At 62.8% G+C, this 23,600-nt stretch carries 22 protein-coding genes; all 22 read right to left on the bottom strand.

What is annotated here, in order from left to right; translation table 11 throughout:
• Nucleotides 1–8: 8 nt before the first annotated feature.
• Nucleotides 9–944, bottom strand: coding sequence for an RluA family pseudouridine synthase (locus B0G38_RS12210; RefSeq protein ID WP_264669712.1), 936 nt, complete (start codon nt 942–944; stop codon nt 9–11).
• On the bottom strand, nt 937–1,545 hold the full coding sequence (gene lspA / locus B0G38_RS12205) for a signal peptidase II (RefSeq protein WP_264669711.1): 609 nt from the start codon (nt 1,543–1,545) through the stop codon (nt 937–939). Before lspA ends, B0G38_RS12210 begins: the two co-directional genes overlap by 8 nt.
• A gap of 132 nt (nt 1,546–1,677) precedes the next feature.
• Nucleotides 1,678–2,373 (bottom strand): DivIVA domain-containing protein, encoded by a 696-nt coding sequence (locus B0G38_RS12200; protein ID WP_264669710.1) that lies wholly within the window; start codon nt 2,371–2,373, stop codon nt 1,678–1,680.
• Nucleotides 2,374–2,537: 164 nt separating this feature from the next.
• Complete coding sequence (locus tag B0G38_RS12195) at nt 2,538–2,825, bottom strand: YggT family protein (RefSeq protein WP_074702604.1); 288 nt, start codon at nt 2,823–2,825, stop codon at nt 2,538–2,540.
• A gap of 71 nt (nt 2,826–2,896) precedes the next feature.
• Nucleotides 2,897–3,430, bottom strand: coding sequence for a cell division protein SepF (locus B0G38_RS12190; protein ID WP_264669709.1), 534 nt, complete (start codon nt 3,428–3,430; stop codon nt 2,897–2,899).
• Between the two features lie 44 nt (nt 3,431–3,474).
• Nucleotides 3,475–4,245 (bottom strand): YggS family pyridoxal phosphate-dependent enzyme, encoded by a 771-nt coding sequence (locus B0G38_RS12185; RefSeq protein ID WP_264669708.1) that lies wholly within the window; start codon nt 4,243–4,245, stop codon nt 3,475–3,477.
• Nucleotides 4,242–4,952: a purine nucleoside phosphorylase YfiH/LACC1 family protein gene (locus B0G38_RS12180; RefSeq protein WP_264669707.1), complete on the bottom strand. Its 711-nt coding sequence runs from the start codon at nt 4,950–4,952 to the stop codon at nt 4,242–4,244. Before B0G38_RS12180 ends, B0G38_RS12185 begins: the two co-directional genes overlap by 4 nt.
• A 35-nt stretch (nt 4,953–4,987) precedes the next feature.
• Nucleotides 4,988–6,193 (bottom strand): cell division protein FtsZ, encoded by a 1,206-nt coding sequence (gene ftsZ / locus B0G38_RS12175; protein ID WP_264669706.1) that lies wholly within the window; start codon nt 6,191–6,193, stop codon nt 4,988–4,990.
• Between the two features lie 206 nt (nt 6,194–6,399).
• Entirely contained in the window at nt 6,400–7,038 is a 639-nt protein-coding gene (locus tag B0G38_RS12170; RefSeq protein ID WP_264669705.1) for a cell division protein FtsQ/DivIB, read from the bottom strand.
• A 413-nt stretch (nt 7,039–7,451) separates the two neighbouring features.
• Nucleotides 7,452–8,882, bottom strand: coding sequence for a UDP-N-acetylmuramate--L-alanine ligase (gene murC / locus B0G38_RS12165; protein ID WP_264669704.1), 1,431 nt, complete (start codon nt 8,880–8,882; stop codon nt 7,452–7,454).
• Nucleotides 8,879–9,985: an undecaprenyldiphospho-muramoylpentapeptide beta-N-acetylglucosaminyltransferase gene (gene murG, locus B0G38_RS12160; protein ID WP_264669703.1), complete on the bottom strand. Its 1,107-nt coding sequence runs from the start codon at nt 9,983–9,985 to the stop codon at nt 8,879–8,881. Before murG ends, murC begins: the two co-directional genes overlap by 4 nt.
• 29 nt (nt 9,986–10,014) lie before the next feature.
• Nucleotides 10,015–11,370, bottom strand: coding sequence for a putative lipid II flippase FtsW (gene ftsW, locus B0G38_RS12155; RefSeq protein ID WP_264669702.1), 1,356 nt, complete (start codon nt 11,368–11,370; stop codon nt 10,015–10,017).
• 18 nt (nt 11,371–11,388) lie between these two features.
• On the bottom strand, nt 11,389–12,912 hold the full coding sequence (gene murD, locus B0G38_RS12150) for a UDP-N-acetylmuramoyl-L-alanine--D-glutamate ligase (RefSeq protein ID WP_264669782.1): 1,524 nt from the start codon (nt 12,910–12,912) through the stop codon (nt 11,389–11,391).
• Between the two features lie 2 nt (nt 12,913–12,914).
• On the bottom strand, nt 12,915–14,024 hold the full coding sequence (mraY, locus tag B0G38_RS12145) for a phospho-N-acetylmuramoyl-pentapeptide-transferase (RefSeq protein ID WP_169994541.1): 1,110 nt from the start codon (nt 14,022–14,024) through the stop codon (nt 12,915–12,917).
• The gene (locus tag B0G38_RS12140; RefSeq protein WP_264669701.1) at nt 14,021–15,547 is read right to left on the bottom strand and encodes a UDP-N-acetylmuramoyl-tripeptide--D-alanyl-D-alanine ligase; all 1,527 of its coding nucleotides are present in this window, start codon (nt 15,545–15,547) and stop codon (nt 14,021–14,023) included. Before B0G38_RS12140 ends, mraY begins: the two co-directional genes overlap by 4 nt.
• Nucleotides 15,548–15,553: 6 nt before the next feature.
• Nucleotides 15,554–17,200, bottom strand: a complete 1,647-nt coding sequence (locus tag B0G38_RS12135) for a UDP-N-acetylmuramoyl-L-alanyl-D-glutamate--2,6-diaminopimelate ligase (RefSeq protein ID WP_264669700.1) — start codon at nt 17,198–17,200, stop codon at nt 15,554–15,556.
• Nucleotides 17,200–18,978 (bottom strand): peptidoglycan D,D-transpeptidase FtsI family protein, encoded by a 1,779-nt coding sequence (locus B0G38_RS12130; RefSeq protein ID WP_264669699.1) that lies wholly within the window; start codon nt 18,976–18,978, stop codon nt 17,200–17,202. Before B0G38_RS12130 ends, B0G38_RS12135 begins: the two co-directional genes overlap by 1 nt.
• 36 nt (nt 18,979–19,014) lie before the next feature.
• A complete protein-coding gene (locus tag B0G38_RS12125) occupies nt 19,015–19,743 on the bottom strand; it encodes a hypothetical protein (RefSeq protein ID WP_264669698.1) in 729 nt (242 codons plus the stop codon).
• Nucleotides 19,740–20,729 carry a 16S rRNA (cytosine(1402)-N(4))-methyltransferase RsmH gene (gene rsmH / locus B0G38_RS12120; RefSeq protein ID WP_264669697.1) on the bottom strand — a complete coding sequence of 330 codons (990 nt, stop codon included), beginning with the start codon at nt 20,727–20,729 and terminating at the stop codon, nt 19,740–19,742. Before rsmH ends, B0G38_RS12125 begins: the two co-directional genes overlap by 4 nt.
• A gap of 200 nt (nt 20,730–20,929) precedes the next feature.
• A complete protein-coding gene (gene mraZ, locus B0G38_RS12115; protein ID WP_264669781.1) occupies nt 20,930–21,361 on the bottom strand; it encodes a division/cell wall cluster transcriptional repressor MraZ in 432 nt (143 codons plus the stop codon).
• A 335-nt stretch (nt 21,362–21,696) separates the two neighbouring features.
• The gene (locus tag B0G38_RS12110; RefSeq protein ID WP_264669696.1) at nt 21,697–22,077 is read right to left on the bottom strand and encodes a DUF3040 domain-containing protein; all 381 of its coding nucleotides are present in this window, start codon (nt 22,075–22,077) and stop codon (nt 21,697–21,699) included.
• A 179-nt stretch (nt 22,078–22,256) separates the two neighbouring features.
• On the bottom strand, nt 22,257–23,525 hold the full coding sequence (gene dinB, locus B0G38_RS12105) for a DNA polymerase IV (RefSeq protein ID WP_413542064.1): 1,269 nt from the start codon (nt 23,523–23,525) through the stop codon (nt 22,257–22,259).
• Between the last annotated feature and the right edge of the window lie 75 nt (nt 23,526–23,600).

Below are 23,600 nucleotides of genomic sequence, written 5' to 3'. Positions count from 1 at the left end.
CGTACAGATCAGACCCGGTGTTCGGCCAGCGCTTCCAGTGCGTAGGCCAGATCCTGGGGATATTCGCTTTCGTACTCCACCCATTTGCCGGTGACCGGATGGTCGAAACCGAGTTTTTTGGCGTGGAGCCATTGTCTGGTCAGGCCCAGTTCGGCCGCGAGCTTCGGGTCTGCCCCGTAAGTCAGGTCGCCTGCGCACGGGTGCCGAAGTGCGGCGAAATGAACGCGGATTTGGTGCGTCCGGCCCGTTTCCAGGTGAACTTCGACCAACGAGGCCTTTCCGAACGCTTCAATCACCTTGTAGTGGGTGACCGAGTTCCGTCCGTCCTCCACGACGGCGAAGCGCCAGTCGTAGCCCGGGTGCCTGCCGATGGGAGCGTCGATGGTTCCTTCGAGCGGATCCGGCAGGCCCTGCACCAGTGCGTGGTAGACCTTCTCGACCGTACGTTCCTTGAAGGCCCGTTTGAGCAGCGTGTACGCGTGCTCCGTCTTCGCCACCACCATGACGCCCGACGTACCGACATCGAGCCGATGCACAATGCCCGCACGCTCCGCCGACCCGGACGTGGAAATCCTGTATCCCAGTGCGGCCAATGCACCCACCACGGTGGGGCCGACCCAGCCGGGCGAGGGGTGGGCAGCCACTCCCACAGGCTTATCAATCACGACGAAGTCATCATCGTCACCGAGAACCTTCAAATCTTCCACCTCTTCGACGACGATCTCCAACGGATCCCGCTCTTCGGATCTGCGGATTTCAAGTTCTCCAGCGTCCGGCAGCCGGTCTGATTTGCCCACAACCTTGCCGTTAAGCGTGACATGGCCCGCGGTGCACAACGCCGCAGCCGCCGAGCGCGAAATATCCAGCAGGCCCGCTATGGCAGCGTCGGCACGTTTGCCCGCCGTCTCCGGGTCCAGCCAGAGCTGGTGGAGCTGATCAGGCACCGCGCTGCTCCGGGCTGCCGTCTTTCGGCGGTTGTTTACCGGACGGTATGCGTTCTCCGTCAATACCAATGCCCCTGAAGGTCAAAACGCACCAGAGAATCACACCGCCGACCACAGCAGAGTCCGCAATATTGAAGATGGCGAAATTGGGGAACGCGATGAAATCCACCACATGGCCGACACCGAAAGACGGCTCACGGAAGAGCCTGTCCGTCAGGTTCCCCAATGCACCGCCAAGCAGCAGGCCGAGGGCGACGGACCACCAGGCTGAACGGACCTTGCGCGCGTAGAAGATAATGGCACCGGACACCAGGACCATCACTATCGTAAAGACCCACGTGTAGTCCTGGCCGATCGAAAACGCCGCGCCGGAATTTCGGATGAAATGCCAGTGCAGCAGCGGGGGCAGCACGGGAATGATATCGCCCTCCGTCATGGTGCTGACGACCCACCATTTGGTCAGCTGATCGAAGAGATAGGCAAATACGGCGCAGCCCGCCAGGATCAGGACAAAACCAGAGGCGCGCCGGCCGCGGACACCGGTGTGCTGGCTTTCAATGCTGCTGTCCGCGGGCTGGTCCGCGGAAGATGGTTCAGACATGATTCTTTTCTAACGGCAATAGCGGATGGCGGCACGGAAGCCGGCTAGAGAAATGGCCGGTGTCAGGGAATTCCCGGCACCGGCCATCCTTACCCTTGAACAAGGGCTCAAAACTGGGTCAAGCTGAGGACTCTAGCTCTCCTTGACGTCCGGAGTCGCGAAGGATCCACGGGCTTCCAGATCGCGCAGCTGGCCTTCGATGTAGGCCTTGAGGCGTGAACGGTAGTCCCGTTCGAAGCCGCGCAGCTGCTCGAGCTTCCGCTCCAGCACAGCCTTCTGCTGCTCCAGGGAGCCCAGCGTCTTGCGGCTCTTCTCCTGCGCATCGTTGACGAGAGTGCTTGCTTCCATCTGAGCTTCGGCGATGATCTTGTCGCGCTGCTCGACACCGGCGTTGACATATTCGTCGTGAAGCTTCTGCGCCATGGCCAGAACGCCCGCAGCGGACTCGGCAGTGGCCGTGTGGCCGCCACCTGCTGCTGGAGCGGCGGGAGCCGGAGCACTGACCACCGGAGCGGCGGCGGTAGCGGGAACAGCCGCTGCAGGCTTCTCGCGCTTAGGCTCTTCCTTGACCTCCTGCTGCGGGGCCTCTTCCTTGGCCGGCTCGGCCTTCGGAGCGGCTGCAACAGGGGCCGGGACGTTGCCAGCGGATGACTGGCCCGAGGTGGCTTCGCCGAGCTTCTTACGGAGCTCGTCGTTTTCCTGGTTCAGCCTGCGCAGTTCTACGACGATTTCATCAAGGAAGTCATCGACCTCATCCTGGTCGTATCCTTCACGGAACTTCGTCGGTTGGAACCGCTTGTTGACAACGTCTTCGGGCGTCAGAGCCATGTGGTCACCTCATACTGGTTCTTGTGGATCATGAATTCGTGCCAATGCACTCATGACAACGGTAGCGAATAATCGCCATGACGATTTACATTCACTAGGGATATCTGAATCAGAGTATATCTTTTCGATCTTGAAAACTAACCGCGTCTGGAGCAGGTCAGTCCCTAGGCAAGGCCTGCAACGATAAACAACGCAATGCTGGTCAGAATGAAGAGGACCAGGAACGCCAGGTCCAAGGCGAAGCCGCCGATGCGCAGCGGCGGAATCATCCGACGCAGTGCCCTTAACGGCGGATCAGTGACAGCATAGATCGCCGATGCAGCCACCAAAGCGACGCCGCGCGGGCGCCACTGCCGGGCAAAAGTCTGGACAACATCAAAAACAATGCGGATAATCAGCGCCAGCTGGAACAGCATGAGCACTAAATACAGCAGAGCGAAAATAATGGACACGCGGGTTCCACGATTCCTAGCGGTAGACGAGCAGTTAAATGAGCATACTGCCGTATGGGCAGGATGCTCCGCTAGCTCTGGTTGAAGAATGTCGCTTGGTGGTCGCTGGCCTGCTTATCCTCGCCGAGCACTTCCATCGTCGACGGCGAGAGCAGGAACACCTTGTTGGTGACCCGTTCAATGCTGCCATGCAGTCCAAAAACCAGCCCGGCGGAGAAGTCAACCAGACGTTTGGCGTCCGCCTCACCCATGTCGGTTACGTTCATGATCACGGGAATCCCGTCGCGAAAGCTTTCACCAATGATTTTAGCGTCATTATAGGAACGGGGATGGACTGTGGTGATCTGACGCAGCACGGATGACTCCTCACGGGACGACGGGGCACGCTTGATCGGCGTGACGGGAGCACGGTATTCCTCCGCCACGGGCTTCACGGGCGTCGGCGTGCTCTCCACCCGGCGCTCCTCACGGCTCTGTTCCACACGCTGGTCCTCGTCCCGGTTCTGGGGTTCCCTGTTCAGCGTCTCGTTTTCTTCGGACTCGTAGTGCTCGTCACCGTCGGCGAGCCCAAGATAGATCATTGTCTTGCGCAAAGCGCCGGCCATGGTTAGCTCCTATCGTGTCTTCAACACTGCTCTCGCCAAAAACGCTACCTCAAAGGGGGTCTCGGTCCGAGGACATCTGAGCCGACACGCAGGTGTGTCGCACCGGCCGCTATGGCCGCTTCCAGATCCTGGCTCATGCCAGCGGAGACCATCGACGCGTCCGGAAAAATTCCGCGCAGCTTGGCCGAATAATCCATTAACCGATCAAAGGCCGGAACCGGATCCGTTCCGAGCGGTGCGACGGCCATCAAACCGCCCAGCCGCAACCCACTTGCTGCATCAATGGCTCGTGCAAGTTCCTCGATCTGCTCGGGTTTCGCGCCTCCGCGTGGGCCGGCCACCTCGCCCGCTTCGGGCACCTCGGTGCGCTCATCCAGGTCGACCTGGATCAAGCACAGCAGTTCCGGCCGCGGAGCCTGATTGGCACCCTTGCGGCGTTCCTGCTCAGCAGCCATCGCTTTAGCCAGCGCGCCGATCAGGGAGGAACGGTCCACCGAATGTACGGCGTGCGCGTACCGCACCACGGACTTGGCCTTGTTTTTCTGCAGCTGCCCGATAAAGTGCCAGCGAAGGGACTCGCCCGCGGCCGTGTCCGCCAGTTCCGCAGCCTTTTGCGAAGCTTCCTGGTCACGGTTCTCCCCCACGTCCGTAACACCGAGTGCCGCTAGCGCGGCCACATCGGCGGCGGGAAAGAATTTCGTCACCACAATCAATTCGGGAGCAGGACCGGGGTGTTGGGCAGCAGCGTCCCCAATCCTCGTCCGCACCTTCGCCAGGTTCCGGCGAAGCTCCTCAGTCCTGTCCGTATCAGTCATTGTTCCCTCCATACGAGGCCGGCGAAGCGGCCTGTCTGCGGATTCCGCCGGTACGAGAACAGCCGGGAATCCTCAAGGGTGCATCCGCCCAGCCGCCGCGTTTCCACTCCCAGCGTTTCCAGTTGGGCTTCCGCACCGGCCGGCAGGTCCAAAGCCGGCGTTCCCCAAGAGGTTTCAGAGTATAACCGCGGCAGTTGCTCACAGGATGCTGTCCTCATTTTCTCGGGGACCTCGTAGCAGCGTCCGCAGATCGAGGGCCCTGCCCACGCCCGGATGCCCGAAGCTCCTGCGGCCCACAGTGCCGACACGGTGTTCACCAGAACCCCATCCAGCAACCCCCGCCTGCCTGCATGCGCAACAGCGGACACCCGCCCTCCGCCAGCGGCGGAACCGGCGAAGACGACCGGCAGGCAGTCGGCCACCATCACCGCAAGCGGCACGTCCGCCTGAGGTGATACGAGGGCATCAATTTCCGTCTCAGGCGGAGGCGCCGGCTGTGCTGTCGATACCACGCCCACGTTGGCGGAATGGACCTGGTTCATGAAGCGCAGCGAGCCAGGTGCCACACCCAGTTCAGTCTCCATCGAGCTGCGTCTGGACTGGACAGCCGCAGGTGAATCGCCCACGTGCAAAGCAAGATTGCCGGCAGCGTTGTCAGTGAACGCTACCCACAGGCCGTCGCCGACCTGTTCACGCCACCAAAACACTGCCGGCAATCCTGTCTGTTGTCGCGTTGTCGGTTCTATTTGAGGAAATCCGGAACGTCCAGGTCATCCGTGCGGCCGGCAGTCAGGTCCGGCTCGACGACGGCTGGGAGGTCTACGTCGAAGCCTGCATCCGCCGGGACGTCGTAACGCTGCGGCATCTGCCCCCAGGTGCCGCTGGAAGCCGCAGGTGCGGCTGCCGGGACCTGCGCGTGTTCTGCTGGCTGCGACGGCGGGACTGCCGGCGCTGCCGGGGCGTTCGCGGGCTTCTGCGCAGGCTGCGCTGCGGACGTGACATCCACCTGGTCAAAACCGGCGGCGATCACAGTCACGCGGGCCTCGTCGCCGAGGGCGTCGTCGATGACCGCACCGAAGATGATGTTCGCCTCCGGGTGGGCCACTTCCTGTACGAGGCGGGCGGCCTCGTTGATTTCGAACAGGCCAAGATCCGAGCCGCCCTGGATGGACAGCAGCACGCCGTGCGCGCCGTCGATGGATGCTTCCAGCAGCGGCGACGCGATCGCCAGTTCGGCGGCTTTGACCGCACGGTCCTCACCGCGGGCCGAACCGATACCCATCAGGGCCGACCCGGCACCCTGCATGACGGACTTCACGTCTGCGAAGTCCAGGTTGATCAGGCCCGGTGTCGTGATCAGATCGGTGATGCCCTGGACGCCGGAAAGCAGGACCTGGTCGGCCGAGCGGAACGCGTCGAGCATCGACACGTTGCGGTCACTGATGGAGAGCAGCCGGTCGTTAGGAATCACGATCAGCGTGTCCACTTCATCACGCAACGTCTCGATACCGCTCTCGGCCTGGTTCGACCGCCGGCGGCCCTCGAATGTGAACGGACGGGTAACGACACCGATGGTCAGCGCGCCCAAAGAACGCGCGATACGTGCCACCACCGGAGCGCCACCGGTACCGGTGCCACCGCCCTCACCGGCAGTTACGAAAACCATGTCGGCGCCGCGAAGCACTTCTTCGATTTCCTCAGCGTGGTCTTCGGCGGCCTTACGCCCAACTTCCGGATCAGCGCCTGCGCCCAGTCCACGCGTAAGTTCACGCCCCACGTCAAGCTTGACGTCCGCATCGCTCATGAGCAGAGCCTGCGCATCAGTATTAATGGCAATGAACTCCACGCCGCGGAGCCCTACCTCGATCATTCGGTTGACGGCGTTAACTCCACCGCCGCCGATGCCGACGACTTTAATGACGGCCAAGTAATTTTGCGGTGCTGCCACGTCCTGTGTCCCTTGTTCGAATCTGTGCACTGATCAATTCCGCCAGGCCGGATCGGACACCGGCCCAATGGTTCACTTGGTAACCTTAACCCTCAACTTGAGGGTTAGAGTTATGTCAAGTAACTTCTATTCCGAGACGCTAGGCGCATCCCCGGTCTCATGCAACGACCGTTGCCGCGTGTCGCTTATCTGTCTCGATCGTTGTCTCAATGCGTGACCGGCATGGTAGGTGTGGAAACGTCATAAACCTCTACCTCGACCTCTGGTTCGGGCGCGTTGAGTAGCGCTTCGAAAACCTTGGCCTTCAACTCAAGCTGGCTGTCATTGCCCCACAGCACCTTTTGTCCGTTGGTCAGCTGCAGTTCAACTGAGTCGATTGATTTGGCCGAAGCATGTTCCAACTGGGCCAAAACATCCGCCGGAAGCGCACTGAGAACAGCCGTGATGGTCCTGAATATGTCCTGGTCCTTGCTGGCAGCGCTTTCGTCAATCAAGGGCAGTTCGGCGGACTTGCGCTCTTTCACCGAGCCGATCCGCTTGCCTTCTGCATCGATCAAAGCGAAAGTCTTGCCCGTTTCCAGGACGGCTACAGGAATTCGTTCCGTGATTTCCACGGCAAGTTCCGACGGCGGCCGAGCTTCGACAGTAACGTCCAAAACGGCAGGCAGCCCCTCGAGCAGCGGCCGCACGTCGTCGTCGCCAACCTGCGGCAACGGTTGCTCTTTCAGCGGCGCAAGTGCCTCGTCAACCGTTTTCTTCGACGTCAAATCTGTGCCGGTGACCGTAATGGTTTTGATCGCCAGGACCGGCGAGAACACCAGTACCAGGATCAGGGCCACCACCATTACCGCTGCTGCTGCAGCACCGATCCAGATCCGGCGGCGCAGTTTCCTGCCAGGAGGTTCCGGAAATGCTACGACTGTTGTACTGCGAGCAGGCCCATCCTTCGGTTCCGGAACGGACCCGGATCCAGCCGCGCCGGACGTGGCACGGCTCTTCTTGCGCCCCTTCGGTAGTGCCGCTTTTGCCGCTGGGGCTGCCTTCGTGCCCGTTTCCGCCGGCAGAACACCGACTTTGCCCGAATTGACCCGCACGTTTCCGCGCGCTATTTGGGTAGCCGCGTGCCGTTCGGCAGCACCGGAAACCGGGCGTTGAAGCGCCTCGTCCTCCCGTCTGACGGACTCGACCGGATGGGACAGCGGAGCCTCTTTCCGGGAGCCAGCAGGAGTCACGGGTCTGCGCGGCTTCCTGCTAACCATCAAGCCGCGCCGTCCGCAGTCCGCTGGGTGAGGCGGTCGACCAACTGTGGGCCGAATTGAGTGATGTCCCCGGCACCCACGGTCATGATGATGTCGCCCTTCCGAGCCCGGTCGACCACGGATCTCAGCGCCCGGTCCGGGTCTTGCTCATACCCGCCGGGCCGCTGGAGCCGGGACGTAATCAGCTCACTGGTCACGCCGGGAATGGGATCCTCACGTGCCGGATAAATATCGAGCACAGTCACCGAGTCCGCCAGCGACAAGGCCTCCGCGAACTCGGCGGCAAATTCCCGCGTCCGGGAGAAAAGGTGCGGTTGGAAAAGCACATGGACTCCATGGCCGCCGGCAACCTTTTTCGCCGCCGATAACGCCGCATGCACTTCCGTCGGATGGTGGGCATAGTCGTCAAATACCCGGACACCGTCCGCCTCGCCCTTCGCCTCGAAACGGCGTGCGGCTCCGGTGAAGCCCGCCAGTCCGTCCGCCGCAGCGACCGGTTCAACCCCGGTGCAAAGCCCGACGGCGAAGGCGGCCGTCGCATTGCGGATATTGTGTGCGCCGGGCACCTGGAGCCGGAGTTCGTGCCGCTGCCCGTCGATGACAATCCAACTACTGCTGGTCCCGGCGGAAAAACCGCTTTCTTCAATCCGCACGTCGGCGTCAGGCGAATACCCGTAGCCGAGGATCCGGTGCCGGGCACCGGATTCCCGGACCCTGTCCGCCAAATTGCGCGCCCCCTGGTCGTCTACGCAGACAATAAGTGTTCCATCCTCCGATAGGAGGGCAGCGAACGTGTCGAAGGATTCGTAAACGGATTCCGCAGAACCGTAGTGGTCCAAGTGGTCGGCCTCCACATTCGTGACCACAATGAATTTCGGACGGTAGTTCAGGAAAGAGCCATCCGATTCATCAGCTTCGGCCACGAACAGTTCACCGGCACCGTAGGCGGCATTGACCCCGAGCGCGGCCACGTCCCCGCCGATGGCGAACGACGGATCTTTGCCCGCGGCCCGCAGCATGACGGTGACCATCGCCGTCGTCGTTGTTTTGCCGTGTGTGCCGGCAATGGCGATCAGCTCCTGCGACCCAATCGAAGCGGCCAGCGCGACTGAACGATGGATGATGTTCAGCCCCGCGGAGACCGCCGCCTGCAGCTCGGGGTTATCGGGACGGATGGCCGTTGAGACGACCAGGGTGTCCGCGTCCGCTACATTGGCTGCGTCGTGTCCGATGTAGACCTTCGCCCCCAGCTGCTTCAACTGGCCCAGAACCTTGGAGTCGCGGCTGTCGGAACCGGAGACATTAACGCCCCGGGCCAACAGGATACGGGCGATCGCGGACATGCCCGCACCGCCCAGTCCGACAAAGTGGACGCTGCCCAGGTCCTCAAAGGCAAGCTCCCGGGTTGTATGGAAATCAACCGCTTTCACTGCTGCCTCCCTGTGGCTCGGAAAACCATTTCCGCCATCCGTGTATCTGCGTCCCTGATGCCCAGCCCGGCAGCCGCCGTTGCCATGGCCTGCAGCTTGTTGTGGTCCTGCAGCAGCGCAGGCAGCTCTGCCGTTGCCCAGTCAGGCGTGAAGTCGGCGTCCTTGGCCATCACCGCTCCCCCGGCCCCGACGAGGTCCGCGGCGTTCAGTGCCTGCTCGCCGTTGCCATGCGGCAGCGGGACAAGAACGGCCGGCAGGCCGACGGCGGCGATCTCGCAGACAGTCGCTGCGCCGGCCCGGGCCAGCAGCAGGTCCGCTGCGGCGTAGACGTTTTCCATGCCGTCCACGAATTCGACTTGGTGATAACCGGGAACGCTGACCAAGCTGCCGTCGGGCTCGCGAAGCTCTTTCCCTTTGCCCGTTATATGCAGGGTCTGGATACCCGCCGCCGCAAACTTCTCCAACGACGCCCGGATAGTGCGGTTGATGCTGGCGGCGCCGGAGGAACCGCCCGTGACGATCAGCGTCGGCTTATCCTGTTCCAGGCCCAGCCGGTCCCTCGCCGCGGCACGCGTGGCCGCCCGGTCCAGGCTTGAAATCTCCCGGCGCATGGGCATCCCAACCCAAGTGGCGTCAGGCAGCTTGGTACTCCGGAACGCCACCGCCACGTCATCGGTTAGCCGGGCCCCGACCCGGTTGGCCAGCCCCGGGCGGGCGTTCGCCTCATGGATGACCAGCGGCACCTTGGCCAGCTTGGCTGCGATGTACATGGGCGTACTGACGTACCCGCCAACACCGACGACGACATCGGCTCCCGCGCGTTCGATGATGCGGCGGGCCTGCTTCACCGCGGTGCCGAACCGGAACGGCAGCTTCAGCAGGTCCAGCGAGGGGCGCCGGGGGAATGGAACCCGCTCGATCGTGGCCAGCTCGTAGCCGGCTGCGGGAACCAGCCTGGTTTCCATGCCTGCAGCCGTGCCGACGGCCAGAATTCCGGCGTCCGGTGCGAGCTCCCGGATGGCTCCCGCGATGGCCAGCAGAGGGCTGATGTGTCCGGCGGTGCCGCCGCCGGCGAGAACCACGGACGGTTCATGGGTCTTCATAAAAGTACTGGTACCTTCTGCCTCGGTCATTACTTGCTGATGTTTCCGGCTGGCTCCGGGGCCTTCCGCTGTGCCAGGTTTCTGGCTCGTTTCCTGGCTCGGTTCCTGCCCGCCCGGGCATCAGGCCGGGCAAAAGATAACAGTACCCCGACCGCGGCAAGTGTGATGGTCAGTGCCGAGCCACCGTAGGAAATGAACGGCAGCGGAACACCGACGACGGGCAGCAGCCCTGTCACCACACCCATGTTCAGGAACGCCTGGCCGATGATCCAGACCATGATGGAGCCGCCGAAGATGCGGACGAAGGGATCGTCATGGCGCATGACGGTGCGCACGATCGCTACCGACAGAATGCCGAAGAGGGCCACCACAACGAGGGTGCCCAGCAAGCCCAGTTCCTCACCGATGATGGCGAAAATGTAGTCGTTGTGCGCCTCGGGAATCCAGCTGTACTTCTGCCGGCTCTGTCCGAGGCCCACGCCCCACCAGCCGCCCGACGCCAGCGCGAACAGCCCGTTGCATGACTGCATATTAAGTCCTGTGGTGACCTCGCAGCTCTGGTCCAGCCACATGGTAATGCGCGCGACGCGGTTGGGACTCGTGATTGCCAGCAGCAGCACGCCCACCACGGCAGCGCCGCCGGCCACGAGGAAGAGTTTCATCCGGGCGCCGGCGAAGTAAAGCGCGCCGGCAATAATCAGCATGATGATCATGGCCGTGCCCAGGTCGTTGCCAAGAAGCACCAGCAGAATCACCAGGCCGCCAACCGGCAGTACGGGCACCACCGCATGCTTCCATTCGCCGAGCAACGGGCCCTTGCGGACCAGTACGCAGGCCATCCAAAGACCCAGTGCGAGTTTGGCCGCCTCCGATGGCTGTGCCGTGACGCCGGGTCCGAGCTGAATCCAGTTCCGGTTACCATTGACGTCGATACCCAGGGGCGTGAACACCAGTACCAGCAGCGCCAGCGCCAGTGCCAGCGCAGGCCAGCCGAGTTTCTTGAATGTGGGCACGTTCAACCTGGACAGCAGCAGCATCAGCACCAGGCCGATCACGGCGAAAATTCCCTGCTTGACGAACAATTCGAACGGGGATTCGCCGTCGGCAATTGACTCCACCGCGGAGGATGAAAGCACCATCAGCAGGCCGATGGCGGTCAAGGCAAAAGCCGAACCCAGGATGAGGTAGTAGCTGAAACCCGTCGGTTCCTGACCGGTTCCTTCAATCCTGTCGAGCAGTGCCTTGGTTTTGACCCGCAGCCCGGTTTTGCTGCCCTCGGGGTCTTCCTCCGGATTTCGGAGCTTCCCGGCAGCGGCACCGGCCGGCCGGGCAGACGCCTTCGACGCCGGTTTCCGGGATGTTTCCCGGTTGGGCGTGTTGACCATTACTGCTCCTTACGGGCTCTACGCCTGACCTTCCTGGATGCCATGGACCGCTTCGATGAAGGCATCGCCGCGATGGGCGTAGGACGTGAACTGGTCCATGGAGGCAGCCGCCGGAGCCATCAGCACGGTATCCCCGTCTACGGCAATCCGTGCTGCCGCGGCCACAGCTGAAGCCATGATCTTCCCGCCGGTGACAGGTTCGCCTCCGCCCACGGGCTGTCCGTTATCAGTGTCTCGCGCCGGGACCGTGATCACCGGAACATCCGGTGCGTGTCGCTCCAACGCGGCCAGTAGTTCCGTGCTGTCCTGGCCAATAACGACGACGGCCTTCAGCCGTTTGCTGTGTGCAGCGACGAGTTCGCTGTAGTCCACGCCCTTGGACAATCCGCCAGCGATCCATACCACCGAGGAGAATGCCGCCAGCGAAGCCGCCGCCGCGTGTGGGTTGGTTGCTTTGGAGTCGTTGACCCAGAGCACTCCATCGATGTCGGCGATTTTCTGGATTCGGTGCGCGCCGGGGTTGTAGTTGCGGATGCCGTCGCGGACCGCGGCCGGTTCCACCCCGTAGGCACGGACCAGTGCTGCGGCCGCCAGCGCGTTGGCAACCAGATGCCGTGGGGCCAGCTCGCCCAGGTCCGTCAACGCCGCCAGTTCGGCGGCCGAGTCCTTACGTGCTTCGATAAACGCGCGGTCAACGAGCAGATTCTCCACCACGCCGACCATGCTCACGGCCGGCATGCCGGTGGTGAAGCCGATGGCACGGCAGCCCTCCACGACGTCGGCCTCTTCCACCATCGCCTCGGTCTCACGCTGTTCAGCGTTGTAGACGCAGGCAATCTTGGTATTCGCATAGATTTTGGCTTTGTCCGCGAGGTAGTTCTCGTACGAGCCGTGCCAGTCCACATGGTCCTGGGCAACGTTGAGGCAGACGCTGGCCAACGGCGAGAGCGAATAGGACCAGTGCAACTGGAAGCTGGAGAGTTCGACGGCGAGCACGTCGTAGCCCAGCGGGTCCCGGATGGCGTCCAGCACAGGGGTGCCCACGTTGCCGGCAGCGATGGCCCGCAGCCCGGCTGCCTGCAGCATCGACGCTGCCAGGCCCACCGTCGTGGTCTTTCCGTTGGTCCCGGTAATGACAACCCATTCGGCGGTCCGCCGCCCGGCTCGCTCGCGTACCCGCCAGGCAAGCTCCACATCGCCCCAGATGGCGATCCCTGCTGCTGCGGCAGCGGCCAACAGGGGCTGCTGCGGACTCCAGCCGGGCGAGGTAACCACGAGCTCGGCCGCTTCGCCGTCAACCAGCGGAAGCGATTGGGTGTGCCCGGGCCCCAGCAGTACCTGATGCGCACCGACAATGTTCAGCGTGTCCGCCTTGGCGCGGTTTTCCTCGGTGTCCTGGGCATCGACCAGCACCACCTTGGCACCGAGTTCAATCAGCGTGTCTGCCGCGGAGAAGCCGGACAGGCCGATGCCGGTGACTACCACCCGCAGTCCGGACCAGTCGGCGTCCCAGGACGTCAGCGAATCCAGCCGTTCGTTCATGGTCACAGCCCAACAACCCATTCAGCGTAGAAGATTCCCAGTCCTGCAGCCACGCACAGGCCGGCGATGATCCAGAACCGGACCACCACTGTCACCTCGGCCCAGCCTTTGAGTTCGAAATGGTGCTGCAGCGGTGCCATCTTGAAGACGCGTTTGCCGCCGCTGAGTTTGAAGAACGCAACCTGGATGATGACCGAGAGGGCAATCAGGACAAACAGGCCTGCCAGTACAACCAGCAGCAACTGAGTGCGCGAGAGGATGGCGAAACCGGCGATGGCGCCGCCAAGGGCCAGCGATCCGGTGTCGCCCATGAAGATCTTGGCAGGCGAGGTGTTCCACCACAGGAATCCGATCAGGGCGCCGCAGAGGGACCCGGCCAGCAGGGCAAGATCCATCGGGTCCCGGACCTCGTAGCAAACCTCCCCCGCCACCTTGATCGAACCGCAGGCCTGATTGAACTGCCAGATACCCATGAGCATGTAGGCGCTGAACACCATGACGGAGGCGCCGGCCGCCAGTCCGTCGAGCCCATCGGTCAGGTTCACGCCGTTGGTGGCTCCGGTCACGATCAGGTTGGACCAGATTATGAACAGAATGGTGCCGAGCACGGTGCCGCCTGCGGCCAGGTCCAGCCACGGTATGTCCCGGACCACGGAGATGTTCATCGACGCCGGAGTGCGCCCGGCCTCATCCGGAAAGTTCAGTGCCAGGATGGCGAACAGCACGCCGACGATGCCCTGGAGCACAATCTTGGACCAGGCCCGGAGCCCCAGGCTGCGCTGTTTCGAGATCTTCAGGAAGTCATCCAGGAAACCGATCAGGCCCATACCGGCCATCAGCAGCAGCAGTACGCCGCCGGAAACGGTCGGACCGGGGTGGTTCTGGTTCATCATCCATTCGAGCAAGTGCGTGCCGAAATAGGCGATGGCGACGGAGCCGACAATGACTGTACCGCCCATAGTCGGCGTGCCGCGCTTGGTGTGGTGGGAGGTCGGACCATCATCGCGGATGAACTGGCCGTAGCCCCTTTTGACAAGCAGCCTGATGAACAGCGGCGTGCCAACGAGGGCAAGCACCAGAGCCATTGCCGAGCCGATAAGCAGGGAAATCACGACTGGATACCTCCCTCTGCAGGAATCGGTGTTTCTGCCACGCCGGATGGCGGGGCAGTTGGGGATGGCTCACGCAAGGCTACCCGGTCTCCCAGGTGCCGTAACCCGGCCCCGTTGGAAGACTTGAACAACACCAGGTCGCCCGGTTGCAGGTCCCGTTGGAGCACCTTGTAGGCGTCTTCCGGCGTCTCGACGAACATGGACTCATCGCCCCAGGAGCCCTCCATGACGGCTCCGGTGTGCATGGCTCGAGCCCCGGTGCCCACCACGATCAGCTTGGCGATGTTCAAACGGACCAGAGTCCGCCCGATCGCATCGTGCTCGTGGATGGAATCCTCGCCCAGCTCCAGCATCTCGCCGAGTACCGCCCAGGTACGCCGCCCCTCGCCGCGGCCAAGTTCGGCCAGGGTCCGCAGGGCGGCACGCATCGATTCGGGGTTGGCGTTGTAGGCGTCGTTAATGATCGTCACACCGTCCGGCCGCTCGGTGCGTTCCATCCTCCAACGGGAGGCCGGGCCACGGCCGTTCAGGCCGCTGGTGATCAGTTCGGCGCTGATGCCGAGCGACCAGGCTGCGGAGGCCGCTGCCAGCAGGTTGGTGGCATGGTGGATGCCGATCAGCCCGGAAACAATCCGGCTTTCGGTTCCATCCGGGAAGCGGACCGTCAGTTCCGGGTGCCCGGCGGCATTGGTGCGCACCTCGGTGGCACGCAAAACTTCAGCGTCCGCAGCGGCCGGCGAGAACCCGGCGTCGGCGGTGAAATACAGCAGCTTCGCCGTGGTGCGGGCGTCCATCTGGCGTACCCGCGGGTCGTCGGCATTGATGATGGCCGTCCCATCGGCTCCGAGCGCTTCAACCAGTTCACCCTTGGCGCGGGCGATGTTGTCTACGCCGCCGAACTCGCCGGCATGGGCTGTACCCACACCAAGTACGACGCCGGTGTCAGGCTTCACCATGTCGGTCAGGTACGTGATATGTCCCAGCCCGGTGGCTCCCATTTCCACCACCAGGTAACGGGTGTCGAAGTCGGCGTTGAAAATGGTCAGCGGCACGCCGACCTCGCCGTTGTAGGAGCCCACCGGGGCCACGGTGGGACCGGCCTGGGCCAGAATGCCCGCGAGCAGATCCTTGGTGGTGGTCTTGCCCGCGCTGCCGGTGATCCCGACAACCGACAGCGGTCCGTGGGCACGCAGCCGCGCCACGACGTCAGCGGCGATGGCCCCCATGGCCTCCACCGCGTCAGGCACGATGACCTGCGGCAGCAGACGGCCGGCGTCGTCGGTTATTTCGCGTTCGGTCAGCGCCAGCACGGCGCCGGCGGTAAAGGACCGGGGAACGAACAGGTGGCCATCGGTCTTCTCGCCGGGCTTCGCCACGAACAGTGCTCCGGGAATCACTTCCCGCGAATCCGTTGCGGCGGAATTAACCGTCACAGCGGCGGTGTCCGCCGAACCATCTGTCGGTTCCCCAATGATGCGCCCGCGTGTAATTGCCGCAATTTCGGCTGCAGTAAGTTCAATCATGACGATCTAGGACTCTACCGCGTCAGCACCAAGGGCATAGAATCCATGCCGGCGCAACGCCAGCCGCAGCTCCACCCGGTCATCAAGGGCCAGGTTCACGCCTTTGACCTCCTGCCAGACCTCGTGTCCGCGGCCGGCAACGAGGACGGTATCTGCCTCCGTGGCCATTTCCACGGCGCGGTCGATCGCCGCGCCGCGCGGAAAGATTTCCTCGATCACGGTGTCCAGCTGTTCGTCCTGCTTCACCGCAATGGCGCCCTTCAGGACGTCCTGGCGGATGGCGGCTTCGTCTTCGCCGTGCGGATCATCGTCGGTGACAATAACGACGTCGGCACCCCGGGCTGCGATGGCTCCCATCAGCGGGCGTTTGGTCTGGTCGCGGTCCCCTGTCGCACCAAAGACGATAATGACGCGGGAGCCGGCTTCGGGCCGGCGCACGGACGCGAGAGTGCGCTCCAGCGCGTCGGGATTGTGGGCAAAATCAACAATTCCAGCAGGCTGCTCGCTGATCAGCTGCATCCGTCCGGGAACATCCACCGTGAACGGGTCCCTCGCATCCAGCGCCGCCTGGAGTCGGTGGACGTCCACACCGGAGGCGAGCACCATGACTGCTGCCAGGGCGGCGTTGGATACGTTGAAGTCCCCCGGCAGGCCGGTATGCAGCCGCAGCACTCCGCCCGGACCGTGCAGCTCGAACGTGTGACCCAGTCCTGCGCGCTGAATGGACTCAACCCGCCAGTCCGCAGGGGCGCCGGTGGCACTGAGCGAGATGGTCGGTACGTCGGAACTTTCAGCCAGCCGGCGTCCCCAGGGATCATCTACGCAGACTACGGCGCGGCGGACCCTCCGGGGTGTGAAAAGCTCGGCCTTCGTCTGGAAGTACTCGTCCATGCTGCCGTGCAGATCGAGATGGTCCTGCGTGAGATTGGTGAATCCTGCCACGTCAAAGCGGACTCCATCCACCCGCCGGTAGGAGATGGCGTGAGAGGACACTTCCATCGCCGCCGCATCCAGACCGCGTTCGCGCATCAGGCCGAGGACGCCGTGGACTTCCGGAGACTCGGGCGTGGTGAGCGCACTGGGAATCGGATCGCTGCCCGCGGTGATTTCGATCGTCCCGATCAGGCCGGTGGATTGGCCCAGTGCCTTCAGCAGGGAGTTCACGAAGTAGGTGGTGGTGGTTTTTCCGTTGGTACCGGTGACGGCGAAGAGACTTGGCCGGGTCCCTGCGGGTTGGCTGTTGTAGACCCTGGCCGAGAGCGGTCCAACGAGAGCCCGCAGGTCCGGGGCGGCCAGCACCGGCACCGTGCCCAAGTCTTCCCTCGCAAGCAACTGGGTTCCGGCGTCGTCCGTAAGAATTGCCGCTGCACCTGCTGCGGCGACCTGCCCAGCGAACTCGGCCCCGTGCCGGTTGGCTCCCGGCAAAGCGATGTAGAAGTCCCCCGGCTCCACGGCGCGCGAGTCGATCGTAAGGCCGGTCACGGCAATGTCCCAGTCCGTTCCTGCAGCCGACGCCATGGCCGGCAAGCCGGCGTCTGCCAGGACCTGCTGAAGTTCCTGCAGGGTGACGGGCTCGACAAGTTCCGGCCGCATCGGCGAGGCAGACCTGTGCGGCTGTCGGGGGGTGGTGCTCACAAAGTTCTCCAGAATCATTACTCGAGCGGAAGTTTAACCGGCTTGGTGGTGGACGGCGGCACATTGTAGGTGTTGAGCACTTGGCTCATGACCTTCTTGAAAACCGGGCCGGCGGTCAGCGAGAACACGCCGCCCTCCGGTTGCTGAATGGTCGCCACGACAACATACTCAGGGTCCTCCATGGGGGCGATGCCTGCGTAGGAAATCGTATAGCCGCTGAACCCGCCGTCGTCGGACGGCGCCTCGGCCGTACCCGTCTTCACACCGATGCGGTAGTCCTCGATATTACCCGGCAGTCCACTGGCAACGTGCGAGTCGGTCTCCAGCATGTCCTGGACCTGGTTCGCGGTCTTGGAGGAGACTGCACGCCCGACTTCCTCCTTGGCCACCGGATGCTCGGTACCGTCGGGGTCGATATAGGCATCGATCAGCCGCGGCTCCATCCTGACGCCGTCGTTGGCAATGGTGGCAAAGGCGACGGCGGTGTGCAGGGCGGTCTGAGCCAGGCCCTGGCCGAAGAGGACCGTGAACTCCTGCCGGCCGTCCCAGGTCTCCGGCGGTGCCAGCAGGCCCGCGGTGGTCCCGTGGAGCCCGATGTCGAACTTGTGGCCGGTGCCGAACCTGCGAAGGTAGTCGTAGCGTTGCTGCCTGGTCAGCTGTTCGCCGATCATCACGGTGCCCGTGTTCCAGGAATTCGCCAGGATGCCCGCCGTGGTCAGCGTCTTGGTACCGTGCGGCCGGGCATCGATGAACGTCTGGCCGTTGACCGTATACTCGGGCGGAATTGTGTATTTGGTGCTCGGCGTAGTGATGCCCTCTTCGATGGCCGCAGCCATGGTGATCATCTTCGTCGTCGAGCCGGGCTCGAAGGCTTTCGTCGCGGCGAAGGACTGCCGCTTTCCGTCAGGCGTGGCTCCGGGATCGTTGGGATCCAGCGTGGTGGAATCCGCCAGGGCGATAATGTCACCGGTCTTGGCGTTCATCACCACAATGGTGCCGTATTCGGCGTCGTATTCCTTGACCTCTGCAGCGATCGCCTCCTGGGCATACCACTGCAGGTCCGAGTTCAGGGTGAGCCTCACGCTCTGGCCGTCCTGGGCAGGCACCTCTTCGTTGGTTGCCACCGGAATGCGGATTCCGTCCGCGCCGATTTCGAAGGTGCGCTCACCGGGAGTGCCGGCCAGCACTTCCTGTTGCGTGGCTTCAATGCCTTCGAGGGGCGTGCCGTCGGACCCCAGGAAGCCGACTACCGAGCCAGCTACCTCACCCACCGGGTAGGTCCTGGTAGTGGTCTCGCGCGACTGCAGGCCGGGAAAGGCCAGGTTCTCGACTTTCTCCTGGATTTCGGGCGTGACCGATTTCGCTACGTAGTTGAACGGCTTATCACCGACGACGGCGTCCCGCACCGTGGCCACATCCTGGCCCAGGATGGACGCGAGCTTCTCGATTTCGCCCTCGATCTGCACGTCGTCCACCTGGCGGGTTTCCGGGTTGAAGCGCTGGAAATCCTCGACCAGGCGCTGGTCCACGACGATGTCGAAACGTTGCACGCTTCGGGCCAGCACGGTCCCTTCGGCGTCAAGGATTTCGCCTCGCAGGGCGGGCATTTCCGAGGTCCGCAGGCGCTTGTCGATCGCGGCTTGAGCCATCCCGGCGGTATCGAGGCCCTGTAGCTGGAAAAGACGTCCGCCCAGGATGACCAGCAGGACCAGCACCACGGCGAGTCCTGCGCGGAGCCTTCGAGCCGTCACTTCGGCCCGCCGGTTGCTTTGGACTTGGGCCTTGGTTCTTGCCACTAGGGATCCTCGTTCGTCTCACCGGGCAATTGGTTGTTACTGCCCTGTTTTTTGCTTCGGTGCCGGGATGGTTCCGCCGTTCAGCTCCTCGGGGCTGAATGCCTTCTCACTGCCCCCGGCTGACGCCTGTTCGGCTGCCCGCTTCGGTTTTGCCGGCGGTTGGTCTGCCTCAACTGCCTTTTCCGCTGCTGCCGGAGCTTCGGCCTCAACCGGAGCCTCGGCTCCGGTTTCAGCGCCAGACTCGGCTTCAGCGGCCTCAGCGGGCGTCAGTGCCTGCGCCGGGAGTTCCGGACGATCCACCAACTGTGACGGCGCAGAGCCTTCCTTTGCCGCCTGCGGTTCCCCGCTGACCTTCATCGTCTCCAAATCAATGGAACCGACCGAAGGCGAAACCACCATTCCCAATTGTGCAGCCTCCGCGGCCAGATTCTGTGGAGCCTGGCGGTTTTCCAGCTGCTGTGTCAGTTTTTCGTTCTGCTGGGCCAAGGCGACCTGTTCGCCGCGCAGCTTCACGATGTCGTATTGTCCTCCGGACACGGAGATATTGAGTACCAGCACGCATCCGAGGGCGGCAACGAGCACGGCGAAGCAGAACACGGCAAAAGGCACGCGCTTGCGCGCCGGCCCGGATGGTACTAGCGACAGCGGTGTGCGGGGCGCTGCGCTCCGTTCGGGCAGCGCGCGGGCATACCGGGCGTCCCGGGCGGTGCTGCCCTCCACCATTGGTTGAACTGCCGGCCTGGTGTTCCGAGCTGTTGCACTCATGAGGAGCTCCTGTTCCGAATCCGTTCTACCGCCCGGAGTCTGGCCGAAGCCGCCCGCGGGTTTTCTGCGATCTCTGCTTCAGTCGGCACCTCGGTGCCCTTGGTCAAAGTTTTCAAGTGGGCCTTGTGCTCCTCCAGCTCCACGGGGAACCCGACGGGCGCCGATGACCGCGAGCCGGCGGCGAAGAAGCCCTTGACGATTTTGTCCTCCAGGGAGTGGTAGGACATGACCACTACCCGGCCGCCCATCCCCAGGACCTCCAATGCAGCCGGGATGGCGCGTTCAAGCACCTCCAGCTCTTCATTGACTTCGATCCGCAGCGCCTGGAAGGTCCTCTTCGCCGGGTGCCCACCGGTGCGTGCCGCTGATGCCGGGACCACTTTGCGAATTGCGTCCACCAGCTGCCCCGTCGTTTCGAGCGGAGCTTCATCGCGGGCTGCCACAATGGCGGATGCTATCCTGCCGGCGAACTTCTCTTCGCCCCACTTGCGGATAATACGGACCAGCTCATCCTGGCTGTAGGTGTTTACTACGTCTGCCGCGGTCTGTCCCCGGCTGGTGTCCATACGCATGTCCAGCGGCGCGTCGTAGGAATAGGCGAAGCCACGGTCCCGTTCGTCGAGCTGCATCGATGAGACGCCCAGGTCAAAGAGCACTCCGTCCACGGTGTCTATGCCAAGATCACGGACCACGTCGGCAATCTCGTCATAGACCGCGTGCACCAAGTCTGTCCTGCTGCCGAATTCAGCCAGCCGCTTGCCCGCGAGGCCCAGAGCCTGCTCGTCCCGGTCTATGCCAATCAGGTGCAGCTGCTCATACCGCCGGAGCAGAGCCTCGGAATGGCCGCCCATGCCCAAGGTGGCGTCAACGACAACGGCACGTCCGGTGGCTTCAATGGCCTTCTCGATTGCCGGAGCCAGGAGGTTGATGCAGCGGTCGCGCAGCACGGGGACGTGACGGTCCTCTGTCGGGCGATCCTCGCTCATCCAGCCTGCTCCTCCGATTGTTTTTGTTGCTTGGGTTCTTCTGTTTCCTGCAAGTCCTTTAAACCGATTGATTCTTGGACCAGATCCCCATCCGCGCCTAGCCTCTCCGCCTGATTCCGGGGAAGGTGATTCAGGTGGTCGTGCTGGGCGGCTGGAGATCTCATTCAAGAATCCGGCGGTAGTGCTGTTTCCGACCTAGGTCAGAAGATTCCAGGTATTGCATCTTCATCTGTTTCGGAGAAGGCGGCTTCCTTCTCCGTCAGGTACTCGTTCCAAGCCTGCGCGTCCCAGATTTCTGCACGCGCTCCGGCGCCGATAACGGCGAGTTCCCGGTCCAGGCCTGCATAAGCACGAAGCGCGGACGGAATCGTAACCCGGCCTTGCTTATCAGGTACCTCGTCAGAGGCTCCGGACAGGAAAACCCGAGCGTAGTCACGGGCTTGCCGTGACGATATGGGTGCCTTGCGCATTTCTTCATGCACCCGTTCGAATTCCCGCTGACTGAAGACGTAGATGCAACGCTCTTGTCCCCGTGTGAGCACGAGTCCGTCGGACAGTTCCTCACGGAACTTGGCCGGGAGAATCAACCGCCCCTTTTCGTCCAGCCGCGGCGTATGTGTTCCGAGGAACATCGCCACCGCCTTGCCGATAAAGGAGTTAGTCAACCTCCTACGTTCACCACTACCCTCTGATGTCCTCCACTTTACTCCACAATTCACCACAGTCAACACATAAAGCGGGGATAAGGGTATTTCACGTCGACTGTATTCCGCGCCAGATCAGGAAATGGAGTAGGTGGCGGAAGGTGGAGGGAATTGGCCCAGGTTAGTACGCGGGAGCGGCCAGAAGCCGTTAAATAAGAAAAGACCCGTCCTGGACGGGTCTTTCTTTTAGCTCTGGTTTCCGCCGCGTGGAGGAAAGTGGAGCGAGGAGGCTGGCTGGCTAAGTGGTCCTCATAGCGATGTGGTCATTGGCGGTCCTCACCCTGGCGGCGTTCGTCCCACCGATTCTCCAGGTTGGACATAAACCCTCCCTTGGATGGCGGAGAAGACTTGCCGGCTGCGGACGAAGCATCTTTGCCTCCTCCTGACCGTTTGCTGGTAGCCCAGTAAACCCCGGCCCCCATCACAATGAATCCCAGAACACCCAAGGCAATGATTTGGTTGGAGATACCAATCAACAGCACCAGAATGCCCACCACCGCGATCAACGAGCCGACAACAATGTGCCTCGTTGACAGCGACCGGCCCGAGGCCGACTCCATGTGGCTGGCAAATTTGGGGTCATCAGCATGCAGTTGCTGCTCCAGCTGATCCAGCAGCCGCTGTTCATGCTCTGAGAGTGGCATCTGAACCTCCTTCTTCCTGTCCCCCGTAGTCCGCGTACCTATGAAACGGACGTGCTGGGAAAAGAGTTCCTCGAACTTCCCGTAAAAACTTCATTTCCTTACTACTAAGGATAGATTGCAAACGGCCCATTCGAAAGCTGCATGTCCTTATTGACGGCTCATCCAGCGCTCATGACGGTTTATCCGGTCCTGTCGTCCTTCCGGCCCGTCTCCGCGTGCGGCCGGCCGCCCTCTGCAAGCCCCGCTTCGCCGCTCGTACCGCCCGTCGAAACTTGATTCCTGCCAGGGCTGGCGCCCCTTTGGGCTGGTGGCAACAGGGCGGCCGGCATGACTCCGCCACGGCCGAACTTCAAATTCACTTTGTCCAGGGCCTCCTCAGCGGTCCGCCAGTTATCCTCGGTGCCGTCAATGGTCAGCTGCTGCCCCGCGCCGGCCGATGGCTCCAGCTGTTCTGCACGCAGGCCTATCAGCCGAACAGGCATCGGCCGCTCACCCAGGCCTGCGAGCTGTGCCACAGCCGCCGCATACAGCTGGTGGGCGCTGTCGGCGGGCTCCGCAAGGCGCCGGGACCTGCTCAAGGTAGTGAAGTCCGCGTAGCGAAGTTTCAGCGCCACTCCCCTGCATTGCATTCCGGACGCCCTGAGCCGTACAGCGGTACGGTGCGCAAGACGCAGCAGTTCGCGCTGCAGCTGCACAGTGTCCGAGACATCGGTGGCAAAAGTCTCCTCGGCACCGACACTCTTCTCCAGCCTTTCCGGCGTCACTTTCCGGTCGTCGATCCCCCAGGCCAGCCGGTACACGTGGTCACCGGTCGTGCCAAGAATCCGACGCAGTGTCTGTTGGGGTGTGTGGGCCAGGTCCGCGACCGTATGGATGCCGAGCCTGGCCAGAATGTCGCCGGTTTTCGCCCCCACTCCCCACAGTGCCCCCACGGGTAGCGTGTGCAGAAACTCGACCGTGCGTTCCTGCGGAATCAGCAGCAAACCATCAGGCTTGGCATGAGTGGAGGCGATCTTCGCCACAAACTTGCTCGAGGCAATCCCAACCGTGGCGGTGATTCCCAACTCCGACCGGATGGTCTGCCGGATGAGCGCGCCGATCTCCAGTGGTTGGCCCAGTCTGCGAATCGAACCACTGACGTCAAGAAATGCTTCGTCCACACTCAGTTGCTCAACTTCGGGGGTGATGTTCCGGAAGATTTCCATGACCTTTTCGGACATCCGGTGGTACTTGTACTGATGCGGTTCGATAATGACGGCATGTGGGCTCAAGCGCTGGGCACGCGACATCGGCATTGCGGACCGAACGCCGTGTTCCCTGGCTTCATACGAAGCTGAGAGTACAACCGACCTTCCCGATGGCGATCCGACAATCACCGGCCGGCCGACCAGATCCGGACGCTCAAGGAGTTCGACAGCGACGAAAAACGCGTCCATGTCGACATGCATGATGGTGCAGTTCTGCTGCCGTGCCTCGCTCACCTCTCAATGGTAAGTTCCGCTGGGCCTGACGGCGTTCCACCG

This window comes from Crystallibacter permensis (assembly GCF_025960875.1).
Lineage (GTDB): Bacteria > Actinomycetota > Actinomycetes > Actinomycetales > Micrococcaceae > Crystallibacter > Crystallibacter permensis.
This window is presented reverse-complemented; position numbering and strand designations above follow the sequence as displayed.